Consider the following 15432-nt stretch of genomic DNA (forward strand, 5'->3'; position numbering starts at 1 on the left):
GACGATGACCACCATCAGTCCGGGGGCGCCGCGCCGGGCGCGCCGCTCCCGGAGCCCCCGGGGCGGTCGGCGGACCGCCGTCGCCTGGCTGTTCCTCGCGCCGTTCGGCGTCGTGTTCCTCCTCTACACGGCGATCCCCACCGTCGCCGCGCTCGGTTTCAGCCTCACCGACCTCCGGGGCGCGGACCTGCGGCACCCGTTCGCGGTCAACTTCACGGGGCTGGAGAACTATCTCCGGCTGTTCCAGGACGAGAGCTTCCTGCGGGACATCCTGAACACCGCCCTCTTCGTGGTCGTCGGGGTGCCGCTGACCATGGGCATCGGATTCGCGCTGGCGCTCGCGCTGAACTCCGGCATCCGGCGGCTGCGCGGGGTGTTCCGTACGGTCTTCTTCGCGCCGGTCGTGACCAACATCGTGGCGGTGGCCCTGATCTGGCAGTACGCCTTCAACGCCGACGGCACCGTCAACAAGGTGCTCGGCGCGGTCGGCCTCGCCGGACCGAACTGGCTGGACGACCAGAACCTGGCGATGCCCGTCGTCATCCTGCTCGGCATCTGGCGCAACTTCGGCACCGCGATGGTGCTGTTCCTCGCCGGGTTGCAGGCGATCCCGCAGGACGTGTACGAGGCCGCCGCCCTCGACGGAGCGGGCCGCTGGCGGCAGTTGAGGCACATCACCCTGCCCCTGCTGCTGCCGACCACCCTCATGGTGTCGGTGCTGCTGACCGTCTTCTATCTCCAAGTCTTCGACGAGCCTTACCTGTTGACCAACGGTGGCCCCTTGGGCTCCACCGAGTCGATGGCGCTGTACACCTACCGCCAGTTCGGCTCGGGCGAGTTCGGGGTCTCCTCGGCCGCGTCCTTCGTGATGCTGCTGCTGGTGGCCCTGGTGAGCATCGTCCAGTTCCGACTGCTGAGGTCCCGCACATGACCGCCCTCGCCGCACCGGCGAACGCCCACGCGACCACCGACCTGGCCGCCGCGCCCCGCCGTTCCCTCTCCCGGCCGCTGCTGTACGGCGCACTGGTTCTGTGCGCGCTGCTCACCCTGCTCCCGTTCGTCTGGGTGGCCAGCGGCTCACTGCGCAGCCTCGACGAGATCCGCTCCGACCCCGGCGCCTGGCTCCCGCACCACGTCACCCTCGACAACTTCACCCGGCTGTTCCGGACCGAGGGCTTCGGACGGTTCCTCGCCAACAGCGTCGTGGTCGCGGGCCTCGTGGTGGTGGGCAACATCGTGGCCGCGTCGGCCGCCGGTTACGCGCTCGCCAAGCTCGAATTCGCCGGCAAGCGGCTCGCGTTCGGCGCGGTGATGGCGGCGATGATGGTGCCGCTGACCACGGTGTTCGTCCCGCAGTTCGTGCTCACCGTGGACATGGGGCTCGCGGACACCCTCACCGGAATCGCCCTGCCCGGCGTCGCGTTGCCGCTGTCGGTGTTCATCATGCGGCAGTACGCGATGTCCGTCCCCGACGAGCTGCTGGAGGCGGCGCGGATCGACGGCGCGGGCGAGTTCCGGATCTTCTTCCGGATCTTCCTGCCGCTGGCCGGCCCGGCGGTCGCGACGATCACGATCATGTCGTTCCTCACCTCGTGGAACAACTTCATCTGGCCGCTCATCGTCGCCCAGAGCATGGACACCTACACGCTCCCGGTAGGCCTCGCGGCGGCCAGCCAGGCGGCCGCCCACGTCACCGACTACGGCCTGCTGCTCGCCGGCGCGATCGTCGTGATGCTGCCGGTACTGGTGCTCTTCCTGTTCCTCCAGCGCTACTTCGTCCAGGGCATCTCCGGATCGGGAATGCGGTGACCGCCGTGGACGACGCCGCCGACATCGCCGTCACCGTGCACTCCCCCGCCGGTGCCGTCGTCGGCCGTCGCAGCGGCCCCGTCCAGCGTTTCCTCGGCATCCCGTACGCCCAACAGCCCTCCGGTGTACGGCGGTTCGCGGCGCCGGTCCGACGCGGCCGGTTCCCGGAGCCGTTCGACGCGTCCCGGCCCGGGCCCACCTCGCAGCGCGTTCCGCTGTTCGCCACGACCACGATCCCGGAGCCGTCGGTGCCCGGCGACGACATCCTGAACCTCTCCGTCGTCGCACCGGCGCCCTCCCCGGCCGCCGATCACGCGCCCTTCCCCGTCCTGGTGTGGATCCACGGCGGCGGCTTCCTCGCGGGCAGCCCGGCGAGTCCCTGGTACGACGGCCGTTCCTTCGCCCGGGACGGCGTCGTCTGCGTCACCGTCGGCTACCGGCTGGGCGTCGACGGATTCGCCCCGCTGGACGGCGTACCCACCAACCTCGGTCTGCGCGACCTGCTGCTCGCGCTCGACTGGGTCCAGGAGAACATCGGGGCGTTCGGCGGTGATCCGGGCCGGGTCACCGTCGCCGGTCAGTCGGCCGGGGGCGCGGCGGTGCTGGCGCTGCTCTCGTCGCCCGCCGCGAGCGGCCTCTTCCAGCGGGCGGTCAGCCTGTCGGGCGGCCTCTTCGACGGGGACGGAGTCGTCGCCCGCGAGTTCGTCGAGCGGCTCGGGGAGCGGGTGGGCGTGCCGTCGACACGGGCGGGGTTCGGCAACCGTCCCGTGGAGCAGCTCCAGGAGGCCGTGGTCGCACTGCGGGACGAACTCGGCGCCGACATCCTCCCGTTGGGCCCGATCGTCGGCGACGACATCCTGCCGGTGCCGGTCGCCGACGGACTCGCGCGGCACGGACACGGCGTACCTCTGCTGCTCGGCGCGACGGGCGACGAGTTCGACTGCGTCGCCGCGCCGGAGAACCCGCACCCGAGCCCGTACAGCCCCGCCGAACTCGCCGCCGCCCGCGCGGCCGGCACCAGGGCGACGGACACCCTGTTCCGTGCCGCATGTCCACGCGTGGCGGCGGCGCGTCGTGACGCGGACGCCGGTACCTGGCTGTACTCCTTCGAGTGGCCCTCCCCCGTGCTCGGCGGCTCCGCGCACTGCGTGGACATCCCGTTCTTCTTCGACGTACTCGACGCACCGGGCTGCGCGGAGGCGCTCGGGCCGTACCCGCCCACGGAGTTGGCCACAGCCACGCACACCGATCTCGTCGGCTTCGTCCACGGCCGGGAGCCGGGCTGGGCGCGGGCGACCGGTGAGCCCGGTGATCCGGCGCGCGAGTACGGTCGGCCCGGCGCAGCGGTCGTGGCCGACACCACGGGCGTGTTCGATCCCGTCGCGCGTGCGGTGTCCGGGGTGGTGGGGGCATGCTGAGGTCCGGGATGAACGGCATGAACCAGACCGCGGTCCGACGCGTCAACACCTCGGTGATCCTGCGGGCGTTGGCGGTGTCGGCCGAGCCGATGACGCTGACCGCGCTCGCCGAGCGGGCCGGTCTCTCGCGCCGCACCATCGAACTCATCCTGGACTCGCTCGTCGAGGCGGGCTGGGTCACGGAGTTGGAGCGCGTACCGACCAGCGGCTGCGCCGGGCGCCCCGCCCGACGCTACGAACTGCGCGCCGAACACGCCCTGTTGGCGGCGGCGCAGATCACCACCTCGGGCGCGTCCGCGGTCGTCGCCGATGTCCGCGGCCGTATCCTCGGCCGGGCCCACCGGCCGCTGCGCGCCTACCAGGATCCCCAGGCCACCCTGGACGACGTGGCCGCGCTGGTGCTGGAGGCGCTCGACGACGCGGGCGGGTCGGTGGACCGGCTGCGGGCCGGCGCGGTCGCGGGCCTCGGTGCCATCGACGACGACGGAGTCGTACGCCGACTGGTCCACACGACACGGTGGGAAGGCGTGAACCTGCCCGAGGAGCTCACGCGACGCATCCGGGTGCCGTGGTTCGCGGACAACGACACCAACCTCGGTGCCCTCGCGGAGCGTTGGCGGGGCGTGGCCGGCGACCACGACAACGTCGTGTGGGCGATGCTCGGGAACAGGACCGGACTCGGCATCCTCATCCGAGGGGCCGTGCACCGGGGTCTCGACGGCGCCGCGGGTGAGATCGTCGAGGCGGCCTCGATCCCGGCCAACTCGGTCGAGAACCACCCGGTGGCCTGGCTCACCTCGCCGGATCCGGCCCAACGCGCGGTCGCGCTCGGCCGGTTCGAGGCGGCCCGCAAGGGTGACGCGACCGCCCTCGGCGAGGTCGACGAACTCGTGGAGCACATCACGTCGATCCTCACGACCCTGTCGTGGACCGTCGCGCCCTCGCTCATCGTGCTCGGCGGCGGCCTGGAGGAGGCGGCCGACATGCTGCTGCCCCGGGTGCGCGCGGCGCTGCGCGAGGCCCGCAACCCCGCAGTCGAACTGCGTGCCACGCTCCTGGGCCGCGACGCCCCGCTCGTCGGAGCCGTCAAGCTGGCCCTCGACCGCATGGACACCGAGCTGTTCGGCCCCCTCGTCCACAGCGTGTAGCGCGCCCTCATCTGCGTCAACCGCGGTACAAGACATGGAGCTTCACTGTGACCGACACCCCCCACACCGATGTCCTCGTCGTCGGCAGCGGCATCATGGGAGCCGTCGTGGCCCGGCTGTTGCGGGACACCGATCCGGCGCTGTGCATCACGATGGTCGACGGCGGCGAGGCGATCGGTACGGCCCCCGGTGTGCATCTGCACGACGTCGACGACCCGGTCCTGTGGGAGCGCTACAACGAGCAGGTCACCTCCGGCATCCAGGGCATGTACACGGGCGCCGAGGTGGTGCGCGAGGTCGCGGACGGCCTCGACGCTCTGACGCCGGGCATGTTCCACGCGCTGGCCTTCGGCGAGGACGCCGAGGCGATGCCCGCGACGGCGCTCGCGTGGAACGCGGGCGGCATGGGCGTGCACTGGACGGCCGCGACGCCGTGGCCCGCCGGGGACGAGGTGTTCGACTTCGGCGACCCGGCAGGCTGGGCGGCGGATCTGGCCACCGCCCACCGGATGCTCGCGGTCACACCCGCCCCGATCGGCCCGACCAAGGTCGGCGAACTGGTCCTCGACGTCCTGCGCCGACGCTACGACGGCACCGGACCCCATGACCGGCGTCCGCAGCCCATGCCCATGGCGGTCACCGCGACGCCCTCGGGCCCGCTGCCACGCACCGCCCCGGGGACGATCTTCCCTCCGATCGCGGCAGGCGGGGACCCCGCCTTCACCCTGGTGACCGGCACCCTCGCGACCTCGCTCATCGTGTCGGAGGACGACGGCCGGATCGCCGGCGCCCGGCTGCGGCGCGTCACCGACGGCGCCGAGTCCGAACTCCACGCCGACACCGTGGTGGTGTGCGCCGACGCGCTGCGCACCCCGCAGCTCCTGTTCGCCTCGGGCATCCGCCCCGACGCCCTGGGCCGCCACCTCAACGAGCACGCCTTCGTCACCGGCCGGGTGCTGCTCGACCTCGACCGGTTCGGCATCGCCCTCGACGCCCTGCCGCTGGCCCGCGTCGGCGAGTTCTGCACGGACTCGCTGTGGCTGCCACGGAACGGAGCGGCACAGCCGTTCCACGGCCAGATCATGAACCGGACGTACGTGGACGAGGCCGGCCGGCCCCTCGCGCACAACGTGGGCCTCGCGCTGTACGTCCCCGTGGAGTCGCGTCCCGAGAACCGGCTCGTGTTCTCGGAGTCGGCCACCGATCTCGCCGGACTGCCGCGCATAGGCGTCGAGTTCGCCTACTCCGACGCCGACCGGGCACTGCTCAGGCGCGCGCTGGACGAAGTCCGGGCGATCGCCGAGGAGTTCGGCCCGTTCGATCCGGCGACCGAGTCGGCGCTGCTGCCGCCCGGCTCGTCGCTGCACGTGACCGGCACGGTCCGCTCGGGTACGGCCGACGACGGCACCAGCGTGTGCGACCCGGACGGCAGGGTGTGGGGCTTCGACAACCTGTACCTCGCCGGCAACGGCGTGATCCCCACGGCGATGGCCGCCAACGTCACCCTCACGGGCGCGGTGACGGCCGTACGGGCGGCCCGTGCCGTCGCGGCTCACCGCACCGCCCTCACCGCGCACTGACCTCTATTGAACCGCCGTACACCGCAAGGGAGTTGGACCGTGATCGAGATCGCGAGGGAATACCGGGTGGCGCTGCCGGCCTGGATCGACGACGAGTTGGCGGACGTGCCCGGCGTCGTCCCGGACCGCGACGACCGGATGCGTCTCGTGCACCGCCTGGCGGACCGCAACTGGCGTGAGGGCAACGGCGGTCCGTTCGCGGCACTCGTCGCCGAGCAGGACACCGGCCGGATCGTCTCGGTCGGCGTGAACGTCGTCCTCGCCTCCGGTGTCTCCAGCGCGCACGCCGAGGTCGTCGCCCTCGGGCTGGCCCAAACGGCGCTCGGCGGCTGGGACTTGGGCGGAGACGGCCTGGCGGCGCACGAGCTGGTCGTCAACTGGCGTCCGTGCGTGCAGTGTTACGGCGCGACCCTGTGGTCCGGGGTGCGCGGTCTGGTGGTCGCGGGCGAGGGACCCGAGCTGGAGGAGATCACCACGTTCGACGAGGGCCCGCTGGGCGCGGACTGGGCCGAGCAGTTCGAGGCGCGTGGCATCAAGGTCGTACAGGACGTGCTGCGGGAGGAGGCGCTCGCCGTGTTCCGGAACTACCGGGACGCGGTCGACGCCGACGGTGTGGTCGTCTACAACGCCCGTGGGGGTGCGGAGTGACTCCGCCGACCGCCCACGCGGAACCGCGGTTCGCCACCGACGTCATCACCTTCTACCACCCGGCGTTCTGGGGGCTCGAAACCGCGGACGCCGTAAGGGAGTTGGCGCTCGCCGACCCCGGGGGCTTCTGGGAGCGGGTACTGGACGCGCTGGCCGAGGCCGGGGTCACCGGTATCGAGTTGACCTTCGCGCCCGGCGACATCGAGTCGGCCCTGCGGGCGTTCGGCAGCGCGTCCTCGTTCCGGCGCGCGCTGGAGGCACGGGGGTTGAGCGTCGTGAGCGCGTTCATCGCCGGGAGCGACGCCCCCGACTGGCGGCAGGGCGACAACCTGCCCGCGATCGTCGCCGACGCCGAGCGGCGCGCGGCCTTCCTCGCCGAGGTCGGGGCGGACCTCCTGATCGCCGGGCTGCCCATGCGGACGACGTTCGGGACGCTCCCGCCCTTCTTCGTCGACGCCGCGTACATGTCCCGGATGGCCGACATCGCCCACGCGGTCGGCGACGCGGTCACCCGGCACGGCGTGCGGCTCGCCTTCCACACGGAGTCCAACAGCACGCTCTGGTACGAGCGGGACATCGACCTGTTCATGGCGCTGACCGACCCGCGCTATGTATGGCTGTGCCCGGACTCGTGCCACATCGCGCTCGGCGGCGGGGATCCGGTGGCCGTCGCGCGTCGGCACGCGCAGCGGATCGCACTGGCGCACTGGAAGGACGCGGTCCGGCCGATCGACGTCGAACTCACCATCGACGAGACGGTGTTCGCCCAGCAGCAGCCCTACATGACGGAACTGGGCACGGGCATCGTGGACTGGCCCGGCTGGGCCGACGCGATGTCCCGCACACCCGGCGCCGGCACGGTGCTCATCGAGCTGGACGAGGCACCGGATCCGGTGGCTGCGCTGCGGGCGGGGGTGGCTGTCGCACGGCGGGCCCTCGCGTGACATGACCGCCCCCTCCGGGGCCCGTCCCGTCACCCGGCGATATCGGCGATGTGCAGGAACTCCCGGGTCAGGGGTTCCTCCGTACCGCCGTCCCGCGACACGAGTGAGAGTTCGACGAGGTCGGCGCGGGCCTTGAGCGGCCGGAACGGGACCGGGGGTTCCGTCGAGGCGGCCGTGATGTTCGGGACGAGGGTGACGCCCAGGCCGCAGCGCACCATCGCCAGCTGGGTCAGGATCGACTGGGCGAGGTGGCGTACGTCCGGGGTGAGTCCGGCTCTGCGGCAGGTGGCCATGAGCTGGTCGTGGTAGTCCGGTGAGGCCTCGCGGCGCAGCCACACCCAGGGGTCGTCGGCGAAACGGGCGAGGTCGACGGGGTGCGGGGCGTCGGCGGCGAGCGGGTGGTCCGGCGGAAGGGCGATCACGAACTCGTCGTGACGCCAGGGACGGGCGCGCAGCCCACGGACCGGTGCGCTGGGCCGGACGACCGCGATGTCGATCTCGTGCTGGAGCAGGGCCTGTTGGGCCGATCCGGTGTCCCACTCGGTGATCCGCAGTTCGACGCGCGGGCGGGCCTGCCGGAAGGCGGCGAGGGTGCCCAGCAGGGGTTCGCTGAGCGCCGAGGTGACCACGCCGATGCGCAGGGTGCCGACCAGGCCGGCCTCGGCCTGCGTCGCGACCTCCTCCGCGTGCCGGGCGGCTGCCACCAGCGTGCGGCACTCGGCGGCGAACGCCCGGCCGGTCTCGGTGAGCGTGACCTGACGTCCGCTGCGGTCGAACAGCCGGACACCCAGGCGTCGTTCGAGCTGGAGGATCGCCTGGCTCAGGGGCGGCTGCGACATGGCAAGCTGCTCGGCGGCGCGGCCGAAGTGGAGGGTCTCCGCGACGGCCAGGAAATAGCGGGCCTGCCGTACCTCGATCATCAGTCGCTCCGCATATCGAAGGGAGAGGAAACCAGACCTTCAGTATATGAATCGGTCTTGTTTGACTGAGGGCCATGAGCACCGCCACGACACCTGAAGCGACCCTGTTGACCCAGTTCACAGCGCTGGACACCGCCACGGTCTCCGACGCGTTGGACGCCTGCGGACTGCCACCGGGGCAGGGCGGCCTCCGGCCCATGTGGGGCCGTCCGAGGGTGGCCGGGTTCGCGGTGACCGTCGAACTCGAACCACTGACCGACGAACACACCGGCACCGGCGCCCACATCCACACGGACGCGATCGCCGCCGCGGGGCCGTACGACGTCGTGGTCGTCGCCAACGGCGGCCGTACGGACGTCTCTTCGTGGGGCGGCATCCTGAGCGTCGGCGCCTCGGTGCGCTCCGTCCGGGGTGTCGTCACGGACGGCGCCTGCCGGGACGTGGGCCAGGCCCGCCAGCTCGGCTTCCCCGTCTTCGCCCGCGCCCAGGTGCCCGCGACGGCACGCGGACGCCTGCGCCAGCGGGCCACCGGCGAGCCCGTCGCCCTCGGCGCGGTGACCGTCCACCCCGGCGACGTGGTGCTGGCCGACGAGGGCGGCGTCGTGGTCGTCCCCCGCGAGCGGGCCCCGCAGGTACTGGAGACCGCGCGACGCCTCGCCGAACGTGAGGCGGCCATCGAGGCCGACGTACGCGCCGGAGTCCCGCTGCCCCGCGCGATGCGCGACGCCCGCCTGGCCGGAACGGAGGGCACCCGATGACGTACGACATCGACGCCGACGTCCTGCGCCGACTCCGCGCCCTGCCCACCGCAGCCGTCTCGGACGCCCTCGACCGGGCCGGCGTCCCGGGCGCGGTCCACGGCCTCGCTCCCCTCGCGAACGACTTCCGGGCCGTCGGCCCCGCCTTCACCGTGCGCTACGCACCGCTGGACGACACCACGGGCCGAGGCACGGTCGGCGACTTCCTCGACGACGTACCGCAGGGCGCGGTGATCGTCATCGACAACGGCGGACGCACCGACGTCACCGTGTGGGGCGGCATCATGACCGGGATCGCGGCCGTACGCGGCATCTCCGGCACCGTGATCGACGGTGTCTGCCGGGACGTGTCGGCGTCACTCGCGCACACCTACCCCCTGTTCACCCGGGGCCGTTTCATGCGGACCGGCAAGGACCGGGTGCGTCTGACGGCCGTCAACGAGCCGGTCACGATCTCCGGCGTCGACATCCGGCCCGGCACCCTCGTATGCGCCGACGCGGACGGAGTGGTCGCCGTCCCGGCAGCGGACGCGGAACGGATCACGGAGAGCGCGGAGCGGATCGAACGTGTCGAGGCGGACATCGTCGAGGCCGTGCGCGCGGGCAGCACGTTGCGGGCGGCCCGCGAGCAGTCGGGCTACCACCATCTCCAGACGAGGCAGTCATGACGGACACGGGTACGAGGGCGGGCACGGATACGGATTCCGACGCCGCGCGCGGCCACAGCACCGCCACCCTCTACGAGGCGTCCTCCTCGTACACCCGCGTCTGTACCCCCGCACTCCGTGCCGTCTGGTCCGGGGCCCGGGTGGCCGGGCCGGCGTTCACCGTGCAGGGTGTCGGCGGAGACAACCTGGCGCTGCACCGCGCGGTCACCGAGGCGCCGGTCGGCAGTGTCCTGGTCGTCGATCTGCGGGGTGCCGCGCACGGCCACTGGGGGGAGATCCTCGCCGTGGCCGCCCAGCAGCGCGGCCTGCTCGGGCTGGTCGTCGACGGCGGGGTACGGGATGTCGCCGAGCAGGCGCAGCTTGGCTTCCCCGTCTTCGCACCGCACGTCACGGTGGTCGGCACCGGCAAGGAGCACCCGGGCGTGTTCGGCGTACCGGTCCGGGTGGGCGGGGTGGTCGTCCGGCCCGGTGACCTGGTCGTCGGTGACGCGGACGGCGTGGTCGTCGTACCGGCGGCGGCCGTGCCCGCGACTCTCGACGCCTCGGACGCCCGGGTCGCCGACGAGCGCCGGGCCCTCGCCGCCATCCGCGCCGGTGTCTCCACACTCGACCTCTACGGCCTCAGGGAACAGACGGGCCATGGCTCATGACGTCCGGTCGGATTCAGTTGTCGAGTCCGCCCCGCTTCACCAACTGGCTCGCGATCACGTTCCGCTGGATCTCGTTCGTACCCTCGCCGACGATCATCAACGGCGCGTCACGGAAGTAGCGTTCGACGTCGAACTCGGTGGAGTAGCCGTAACCGCCGTGGATCCGGACGGCGTTGAGGGTGATCTGCATCGCGGTCTCCGAGGCGAACAGCTTGGCCATGCCCGCCTCCATGTCGACCCGTCGGCCCGCGTCTGCCTCCCGGGCCGCGTAGAGGGTGAGTTGACGGGCGGCGGTGAGCGAAGTCGCCATGTCGGCGAGGTAGTTGCCGATGGACTGGTGCTGCCAGATCGGCTTGCCGAACGACTCGCGCTGCTGTGCGTAGGCGAGGGCGTCCTCGAAGGCCGCCCGGCCGACACCCAGCGCACGGGCGGCGACCTGAAGGCGTCCGGTCTCCAGACCCTTCATCATCTGGGCGAAGCCCTTGCCCTCAACCTCGCCCAGGAGAGCGTCCGTTGGTGCCCGGTGGTCCTCGAAGGTCAGCTCGCAGCTCTCGACGCCCTTGTAGCCGAGCTTGGGCAGATCACGCGAGACGGTGAGTCCGGGGCCGTGCTCGACGAGGAGGACGGAGATGCCGTGATGAGCCGGTTGTGCGTCCGGGTCCGTCTTGCAGAGCAGGGCGATCAGCTGGGAGCGCCGGGAGTTGGTGATCCAGGTCTTCGCACCGTTGACCACGTAACCGTCGCCGTTGGCGTCTTTGCGGGCGACCGTCCGCAGGGCCTGAAGATCGGAGCCACCGCCCGGCTCGGTCAGGGCCATGGTCGCGCGGACCTCACCGGTGGCCATCCGGGGCAGCCAACGGCGCTTCTGCTCCTCCGTACCGAAGGCGACCAGCAGCTTGGCGACCACCGTGTGCCCGCCCATGGCCCCGGCCAGGCTCATCCAGCCACGGGCGAGTTCCTCGGTGACCAGGACGTAGCAGGGGGTGGAGACCGGGGTGCCGCCGTACTCCTCCGGGACGGCCAGCCCGAAGACGCCGAGCCGTTTCATCCGTTCGATGAGGGCCTCGGGGTAGGTGTCGGCGTGTTCGAGTTCGCGCACGACGGGCCTGACATCCCTGTCGACGAAGTCGCGCACGGTACCGACGACGGACCGCTCTTCCTCGGACAGTGTGTCGAGTGCGCTCATACGGTTCCGCTCCCTCGTCCGACTCGCCCGCACCCCGGGCGTACCATCATGAATGGTCATGCGACCGCAAGTGAAATAGCAATACGTGATGGGATCATGCGTGGCTCGCATGACGCGCCGCACACGCACCGAGCGGGCACCGGAGGCTCACCCGTGGACGTCAAGCAGCTCAGGGCGCTGGTCACCGTGGCCGAGGTGGGCAGCGTGACCCGCGCCGCCGAGCTGCTGCGCCTGGTGCAGCCGGCGGTCACCCGCCAGATCCGCACGCTGGAGGAGGAGTTGGGCGTCCCCCTCTTCGAACGGACCCGGCAGGGCATGCGCCCCACCCCGGCCGGCACGATCATGGTGGACCGCGCCCGCCGCGCCCTGGGCGAACTCGAACGCGCCCGTGCCGAGATCCAGCCGACCCCCGGCGAGGTGACCGGCATCGTCACCGTCGGCCTCCTGGAGAGCACCGGCGACCTGCTCGCCGAGCCGCTGGTGTCGGCCGTGACCCGCGACCACCCGGGCGTCGAACTGCGCCTGCTCACCGCCTACTCCGGGCACCTCCAGCAGTGGCTCGACGAGGGCGACCTCGACCTGGCGCTCCTCTACAACCTCGACAGCACCCCGTCCCTCAACGCCCTTCCGCTGGTACGGGAACGCCTGTGGGCGGTCGCTCCCCCGGCCGCCGGACTCCGCGCCGACCGGCCCGTCCCGTTCACCGAGGCCGCCGCGCACCCCCTGGTCATGCCGGCCGCCGGCCACGCCCTGCGCACCCTCATCGACGGGGCGGCGGCGCGGGCGGGGGCGGCCCTGGACATCGCCGTCCAGACCAACTCGATGCGCGTACAGAAGCAGTTGGTGCTGGCCGGGCACGGCTGGACGATCCTGCCGGGCGTGGGCATCGCGGAGGACGTCGCCCAGGGCACGCTGAGCGCGGCGCCGCTGTGCGAGCCCGAGGTGTGGCGGTCGATCGTGCTCGCCACATCGAGGTCCGGCCGGACACCACCGGCCGTGGAGGTGGTCGCGCGGGAACTGGTCGGCCATATCAACTCAGCAGTGGAAGAAGGACGTTGGAACCGATGACAGACACCACCGGCCGCCGACTCCACGCCGTCGCCCGAGCCCAGGACGGCACGGCCCTCGCCTATCAGCACCAGGGCGCTCATGACGATACGGCCCGCTCCCTCCTGCTCCTGGCCGGCCAGGCCAACAACCACCACTGGTGGGACGGCCCGCGCGAGGACTTCGACGCCACGCACCGCACGATCACCATGGACCACCGGGGCACCGGCGCCAGCGACAAGCCCCGACAGGGCTACTCCACCCGGCAGTTCGCCGAGGACGCGATCGCGGTCCTCGACCACCTGGGGGTGGAGCGCGCGGACGTCTACGGCACGTCCATGGGCGGCCGGGTCGCTGGGGGTACCCCCTCTGGGGGAGGATCGCCGCCCGCCACCCGGACCGGGTCCGACGACTCGTCCTGGGCTGCACCTCCCCCGGCGGGCCGTACGCCGTAGAGCGCGACGTCTCCGTACGGCGCGCCCTGGCCGGGCCCGACCCGGCCGCCGTACGCGGTGCGCTGATCGACCTGATGTACTCCCCCGGCTGGCTCGCCGGCCACCCCGGCCCGTACGCCACCCTCGGCGATCCGGACATGCCCCCGCACGCCCGCCACGGCCATCTGATCGCCAGCAACACGCACGACGCCTGGGAGGTGCTCCCCCTGATCACCGCGCCCACACTGATCCTGCACGGCGACGAGGACCGCCTCACCCCGCCGGACAACGTCCCGCTGCTCGCCGCCCGCATCCCGGACACCAGGACGCACCTGTTCCCAGGCGCCCGGCACGCGTATTTCGAGGAGTGCCGGGACGAGGCCGGGAAACTGGTCCAGGACTTCCTCAGCTGATCCGGGCATGGAAATCGGCGATCCGGTCCCACATCGTCACCGGGTTGGAATACATGGGCCAATGCCCACTGTGCGGAATCTCCGCCAGCTCCACACCGCCCGAAGTCAACTCGCCCAGATAGGAAAGGGAAGCGTTCTGCTCGCCGTACATGAACATGCGCGGAAAGGGAAGCGACAGGAACTTCTTCATCAGGTCGCCGTGGTCGGAAAGGCCGACCATCGACTCGAAGATTCCGCGTACGGCCCCGGGGCGGACCTTGTGACGCAGGCTCGACGCGTAGAGGGCACTGGCGAGGGAGGGTGCCTGGCGGGCCCGTTGGGTGAGGTCGGCGAGGAAGGTCTCGGGATCGTCCGTCGCGTGGGTGAGGATCTGCCTGCTCAGGAAGCAGTCCTCGGGGGCGAGATTGCCCTCGATGTCGACGAAGCTGAGCACACGGCCCGGTTCCTCGTGCGCCAGCAGCAGCCCGGTCAGTCCGCCCATGGAATGGCCGACGAGATGGAAACGCCGGATTCCGAGGCTGTCGAGCACGGCCCGGGCGGTCTTCACCAGGAACGGGATCGACATCCCCGCCAGGTCGTCGCACGCACTGTCCCCGCATCCCGGCGCGTCGTACGCGAGGAACGGCCGCCCGGCGAATTCGGGCCGGTACGCGAGGTCGGCGTAGTCCTCCTTCGTCGAACCGAAGCCGTGCAGAAAGACAATGGGGGCGTGTTGTTCTCCGCCACGGCGGATGGCGGCGACCTCGACACCAACGCCAACCCGACCGGCACCCACACCGTCGACACGAAGACACACTTTCTCACTGGTCAATTCCACGACAAAGAGTGCACCAGAGACCGCCGACGGACTCCAGGACCAATCCCGTCTCCCGCCAAGACGCCCGGCATCTCGATCCGGAAGGACCTCCCCGACCATGCCTCCCTCCTCCCCCGCCCCGCTGGCCTCGTACGTCGAGTCGTGGCACCCCGAGCCGGTCAGGGACGAGGACCCGCTGCCGCCGGGCCCGGTGGCGGCCGTGTCCGCGCTTCTCGATCTGCCCGAGACGGTCGCCGGGGCCGGGGACCCGCTGCCGCCGCTGTGGCAGTGGTTCTACTTCCTCCACTGGCCGCCCCAGCACGCACTCGGCCCCGACGGACACCTGCGGGACGCGCTGTTCCTGCCGCCCGTCCCCGACCGGCAGCGCATGTGGGCCGGCGGGCGCTGCGAGATCGCCGAGCCACTGCGCCTCGGTGAACCGGCCGAGCGGATCAGCAGCTTGAGCGCGGTCTCACCGAAGCAGGGCCGCACGGGGGAACTCCTGTTCGTCACGGAACGCCGCGAGTTCCGGCAGTACGGCCGTACGTGCGTCGTCGAGGAACAGGACATCGTCTACCGGTCGGGCCGCGCCCCCGGCAGGCGGCACGCCGAGACACCGACCGACCGCGCACCTGCCCCGACAAGCCCCTGGCACCTACGCCTCCAGCCCGACCCGACCCTCCTCTTCCGCTTCAGCGCGCTCACCGCCAACGCCCACCGCATCCACTACGACACGCCGTACTGCCAGGACACGGAGGGCTATCCGGGCCTGGTCGTCCACGGCCCACTGCTGGCACTGCTCATGCTCGAACTGGCCCGCCGCAACGCCCCGGAGCGCAGGGTCCGCTCCTTGTCCTACCGGCTACGGCAACCGGCGTTCGCCGGCGAGCACCTCTTGGCCGAGAGCCAACTCACGGGCGAGGGAGCCGAGTTGCGCGTCAGCACCGCTCGCGAGAAGCAACACGCCACGGCGGAGGTGACGTTCACCTGACTCCCGGAAAGGGAATCTTTGG

General features: G+C 71.7%; 15 protein-coding genes and 1 pseudogene. 13 read left to right on the forward strand and 3 right to left on the reverse strand.

Annotation, left to right across the window (positions count from 1 at the left end; translation table 11 throughout):
• Positions 1 to 4 precede the first annotated feature (4 nt).
• The 7 genes from OG787_RS08555 to OG787_RS08585 are packed head-to-tail and all read left to right on the forward strand — an operon-like array spanning position 5 to position 7547.
• Positions 5 to 931, forward strand: a complete 927-nt coding sequence (locus OG787_RS08555; protein ID WP_369030408.1) for a carbohydrate ABC transporter permease — start codon at positions 5 to 7, stop codon at positions 929 to 931.
• Positions 928 to 1809, forward strand: coding sequence for a carbohydrate ABC transporter permease (locus OG787_RS08560; protein ID WP_405534778.1), 882 nt, complete (start codon positions 928 to 930; stop codon positions 1807 to 1809). The genes OG787_RS08555 and OG787_RS08560 overlap by 4 nt, the downstream gene beginning before the upstream one ends.
• Positions 1806 to 3227, forward strand: coding sequence for a carboxylesterase family protein (locus tag OG787_RS08565; protein WP_405534779.1), 1422 nt, complete (start codon positions 1806 to 1808; stop codon positions 3225 to 3227). Before OG787_RS08560 ends, OG787_RS08565 begins: the two co-directional genes overlap by 4 nt.
• A gap of 17 nt (positions 3228 to 3244) precedes the next feature.
• A complete protein-coding gene (locus tag OG787_RS08570) occupies positions 3245 to 4375 on the forward strand; it encodes an ROK family protein (RefSeq protein ID WP_405534780.1) in 1131 nt (376 codons plus the stop codon).
• A 47-nt stretch (positions 4376 to 4422) separates the two neighbouring features.
• Positions 4423 to 5955: a GMC oxidoreductase gene (locus OG787_RS08575; protein WP_405534781.1), complete on the forward strand. Its 1533-nt coding sequence runs from the start codon at positions 4423 to 4425 to the stop codon at positions 5953 to 5955.
• 39 nt (positions 5956 to 5994) lie between these two features.
• Positions 5995 to 6603 carry a nucleoside deaminase gene (locus OG787_RS08580; protein WP_405534782.1) on the forward strand — a complete coding sequence of 203 codons (609 nt, stop codon included), beginning with the start codon at positions 5995 to 5997 and terminating at the stop codon, positions 6601 to 6603.
• Positions 6600 to 7547: a sugar phosphate isomerase/epimerase family protein gene (locus tag OG787_RS08585; RefSeq protein WP_369030413.1), complete on the forward strand. Its 948-nt coding sequence runs from the start codon at positions 6600 to 6602 to the stop codon at positions 7545 to 7547. The genes OG787_RS08580 and OG787_RS08585 overlap by 4 nt, the downstream gene beginning before the upstream one ends.
• Positions 7548 to 7576: 29 nt before the next feature.
• On the opposite strand, the gene OG787_RS08590 is transcribed toward OG787_RS08585, so the two are convergent.
• Entirely contained in the window at positions 7577 to 8467 is an 891-nt protein-coding gene (locus tag OG787_RS08590) for a LysR family transcriptional regulator (protein WP_405534783.1), read from the reverse strand.
• 74 nt (positions 8468 to 8541) lie between these two features.
• Between OG787_RS08590 and OG787_RS08595 the strand changes: the two genes are divergently transcribed.
• The 3 genes from OG787_RS08595 to OG787_RS08605 are packed head-to-tail and all read left to right on the forward strand — an operon-like array spanning position 8542 to position 10543.
• Entirely contained in the window at positions 8542 to 9225 is a 684-nt protein-coding gene (locus OG787_RS08595) for an RraA family protein (RefSeq protein WP_405534784.1), read from the forward strand.
• On the forward strand, positions 9222 to 9893 hold the full coding sequence (locus tag OG787_RS08600) for an RraA family protein (protein ID WP_405534785.1): 672 nt from the start codon (positions 9222 to 9224) through the stop codon (positions 9891 to 9893). The genes OG787_RS08595 and OG787_RS08600 overlap by 4 nt, the downstream gene beginning before the upstream one ends.
• On the forward strand, positions 9890 to 10543 hold the full coding sequence (locus tag OG787_RS08605) for an RraA family protein (RefSeq protein ID WP_405534786.1): 654 nt from the start codon (positions 9890 to 9892) through the stop codon (positions 10541 to 10543). Before OG787_RS08600 ends, OG787_RS08605 begins: the two co-directional genes overlap by 4 nt.
• Before the next feature lie 13 nt (positions 10544 to 10556).
• On the opposite strand, the gene OG787_RS08610 is transcribed toward OG787_RS08605, so the two are convergent.
• Positions 10557 to 11729: an acyl-CoA dehydrogenase family protein gene (locus OG787_RS08610; RefSeq protein ID WP_405534787.1), complete on the reverse strand. Its 1173-nt coding sequence runs from the start codon at positions 11727 to 11729 to the stop codon at positions 10557 to 10559.
• Positions 11730 to 11882: 153 nt separating this feature from the next.
• Here OG787_RS08610 and OG787_RS08615 point away from each other — a divergent pair, with 153 nt between their 5' ends.
• Together OG787_RS08615 and OG787_RS08620 are read left to right on the forward strand one after the other, a co-directional pair.
• Positions 11883 to 12797 (forward strand): LysR family transcriptional regulator, encoded by a 915-nt coding sequence (locus tag OG787_RS08615; protein ID WP_405534788.1) that lies wholly within the window; start codon positions 11883 to 11885, stop codon positions 12795 to 12797.
• Positions 12794 to 13623: pseudogene (locus OG787_RS08620) on the forward strand (alpha/beta fold hydrolase). The gene OG787_RS08615 and the pseudogene OG787_RS08620 overlap by 4 nt, the downstream one beginning before the upstream one ends.
• On the opposite strand, the gene OG787_RS08625 reads toward OG787_RS08620, so the two are convergent.
• Positions 13616 to 14539, reverse strand: coding sequence for an alpha/beta fold hydrolase (locus OG787_RS08625; protein ID WP_405534789.1), 924 nt, complete (start codon positions 14537 to 14539; stop codon positions 13616 to 13618). The pseudogene OG787_RS08620 and the gene OG787_RS08625 overlap by 8 nt on opposite strands.
• Between OG787_RS08625 and OG787_RS08630 the strand changes: the two genes are divergently transcribed.
• Positions 14538 to 15410: a hypothetical protein gene (locus tag OG787_RS08630; RefSeq protein WP_405534790.1), complete on the forward strand. Its 873-nt coding sequence runs from the start codon at positions 14538 to 14540 to the stop codon at positions 15408 to 15410. The genes OG787_RS08625 and OG787_RS08630 overlap by 2 nt on opposite strands.
• The last annotated feature ends 22 nt before the right edge of the window (positions 15411 to 15432 follow it).

It is taken from the genome of Streptomyces sp. NBC_00075, from assembly GCF_045041225.1.
Taxonomy (GTDB): Bacteria; Actinomycetota; Actinomycetes; order Streptomycetales; family Streptomycetaceae; genus Streptomyces; species Streptomyces adonidis.

What these genes read in the sequence shown, in the direction of transcription:
- OG787_RS08555 (WP_369030408.1), top strand. Translation starts at nt 5, where the DNA reads ATGACCACCATCAGTCCGGGGGCGCCGCGCCGGGCGCGCCGCTCCCGG.
- OG787_RS08560 (WP_405534778.1), top strand. Translation starts at nt 928, where the DNA reads ATGACCGCCCTCGCCGCACCGGCGAACGCCCACGCGACCACCGACCTG.
- OG787_RS08570 (WP_405534780.1), top strand. Translation starts at nt 3,245, where the DNA reads ATGAACCAGACCGCGGTCCGACGCGTCAACACCTCGGTGATCCTGCGG.
- OG787_RS08590 (WP_405534783.1), bottom strand. Translation starts at nt 8,467, where the DNA reads ATGATCGAGGTACGGCAGGCCCGCTATTTCCTGGCCGTCGCGGAGACC.
- OG787_RS08595 (WP_405534784.1), top strand. Translation starts at nt 8,542, where the DNA reads ATGAGCACCGCCACGACACCTGAAGCGACCCTGTTGACCCAGTTCACA.
- OG787_RS08600 (WP_405534785.1), top strand. Translation starts at nt 9,222, where the DNA reads ATGACGTACGACATCGACGCCGACGTCCTGCGCCGACTCCGCGCCCTG.
- OG787_RS08605 (WP_405534786.1), top strand. Translation starts at nt 9,890, where the DNA reads ATGACGGACACGGGTACGAGGGCGGGCACGGATACGGATTCCGACGCC.
- OG787_RS08610 (WP_405534787.1), bottom strand. Translation starts at nt 11,729, where the DNA reads ATGAGCGCACTCGACACACTGTCCGAGGAAGAGCGGTCCGTCGTCGGT.
- OG787_RS08630 (WP_405534790.1), top strand. Translation starts at nt 14,538, where the DNA reads ATGCCTCCCTCCTCCCCCGCCCCGCTGGCCTCGTACGTCGAGTCGTGG.
- OG787_RS08625 (WP_405534789.1), bottom strand. Translation starts at nt 14,539, where the DNA reads ATGGTCGGGGAGGTCCTTCCGGATCGAGATGCCGGGCGTCTTGGCGGG.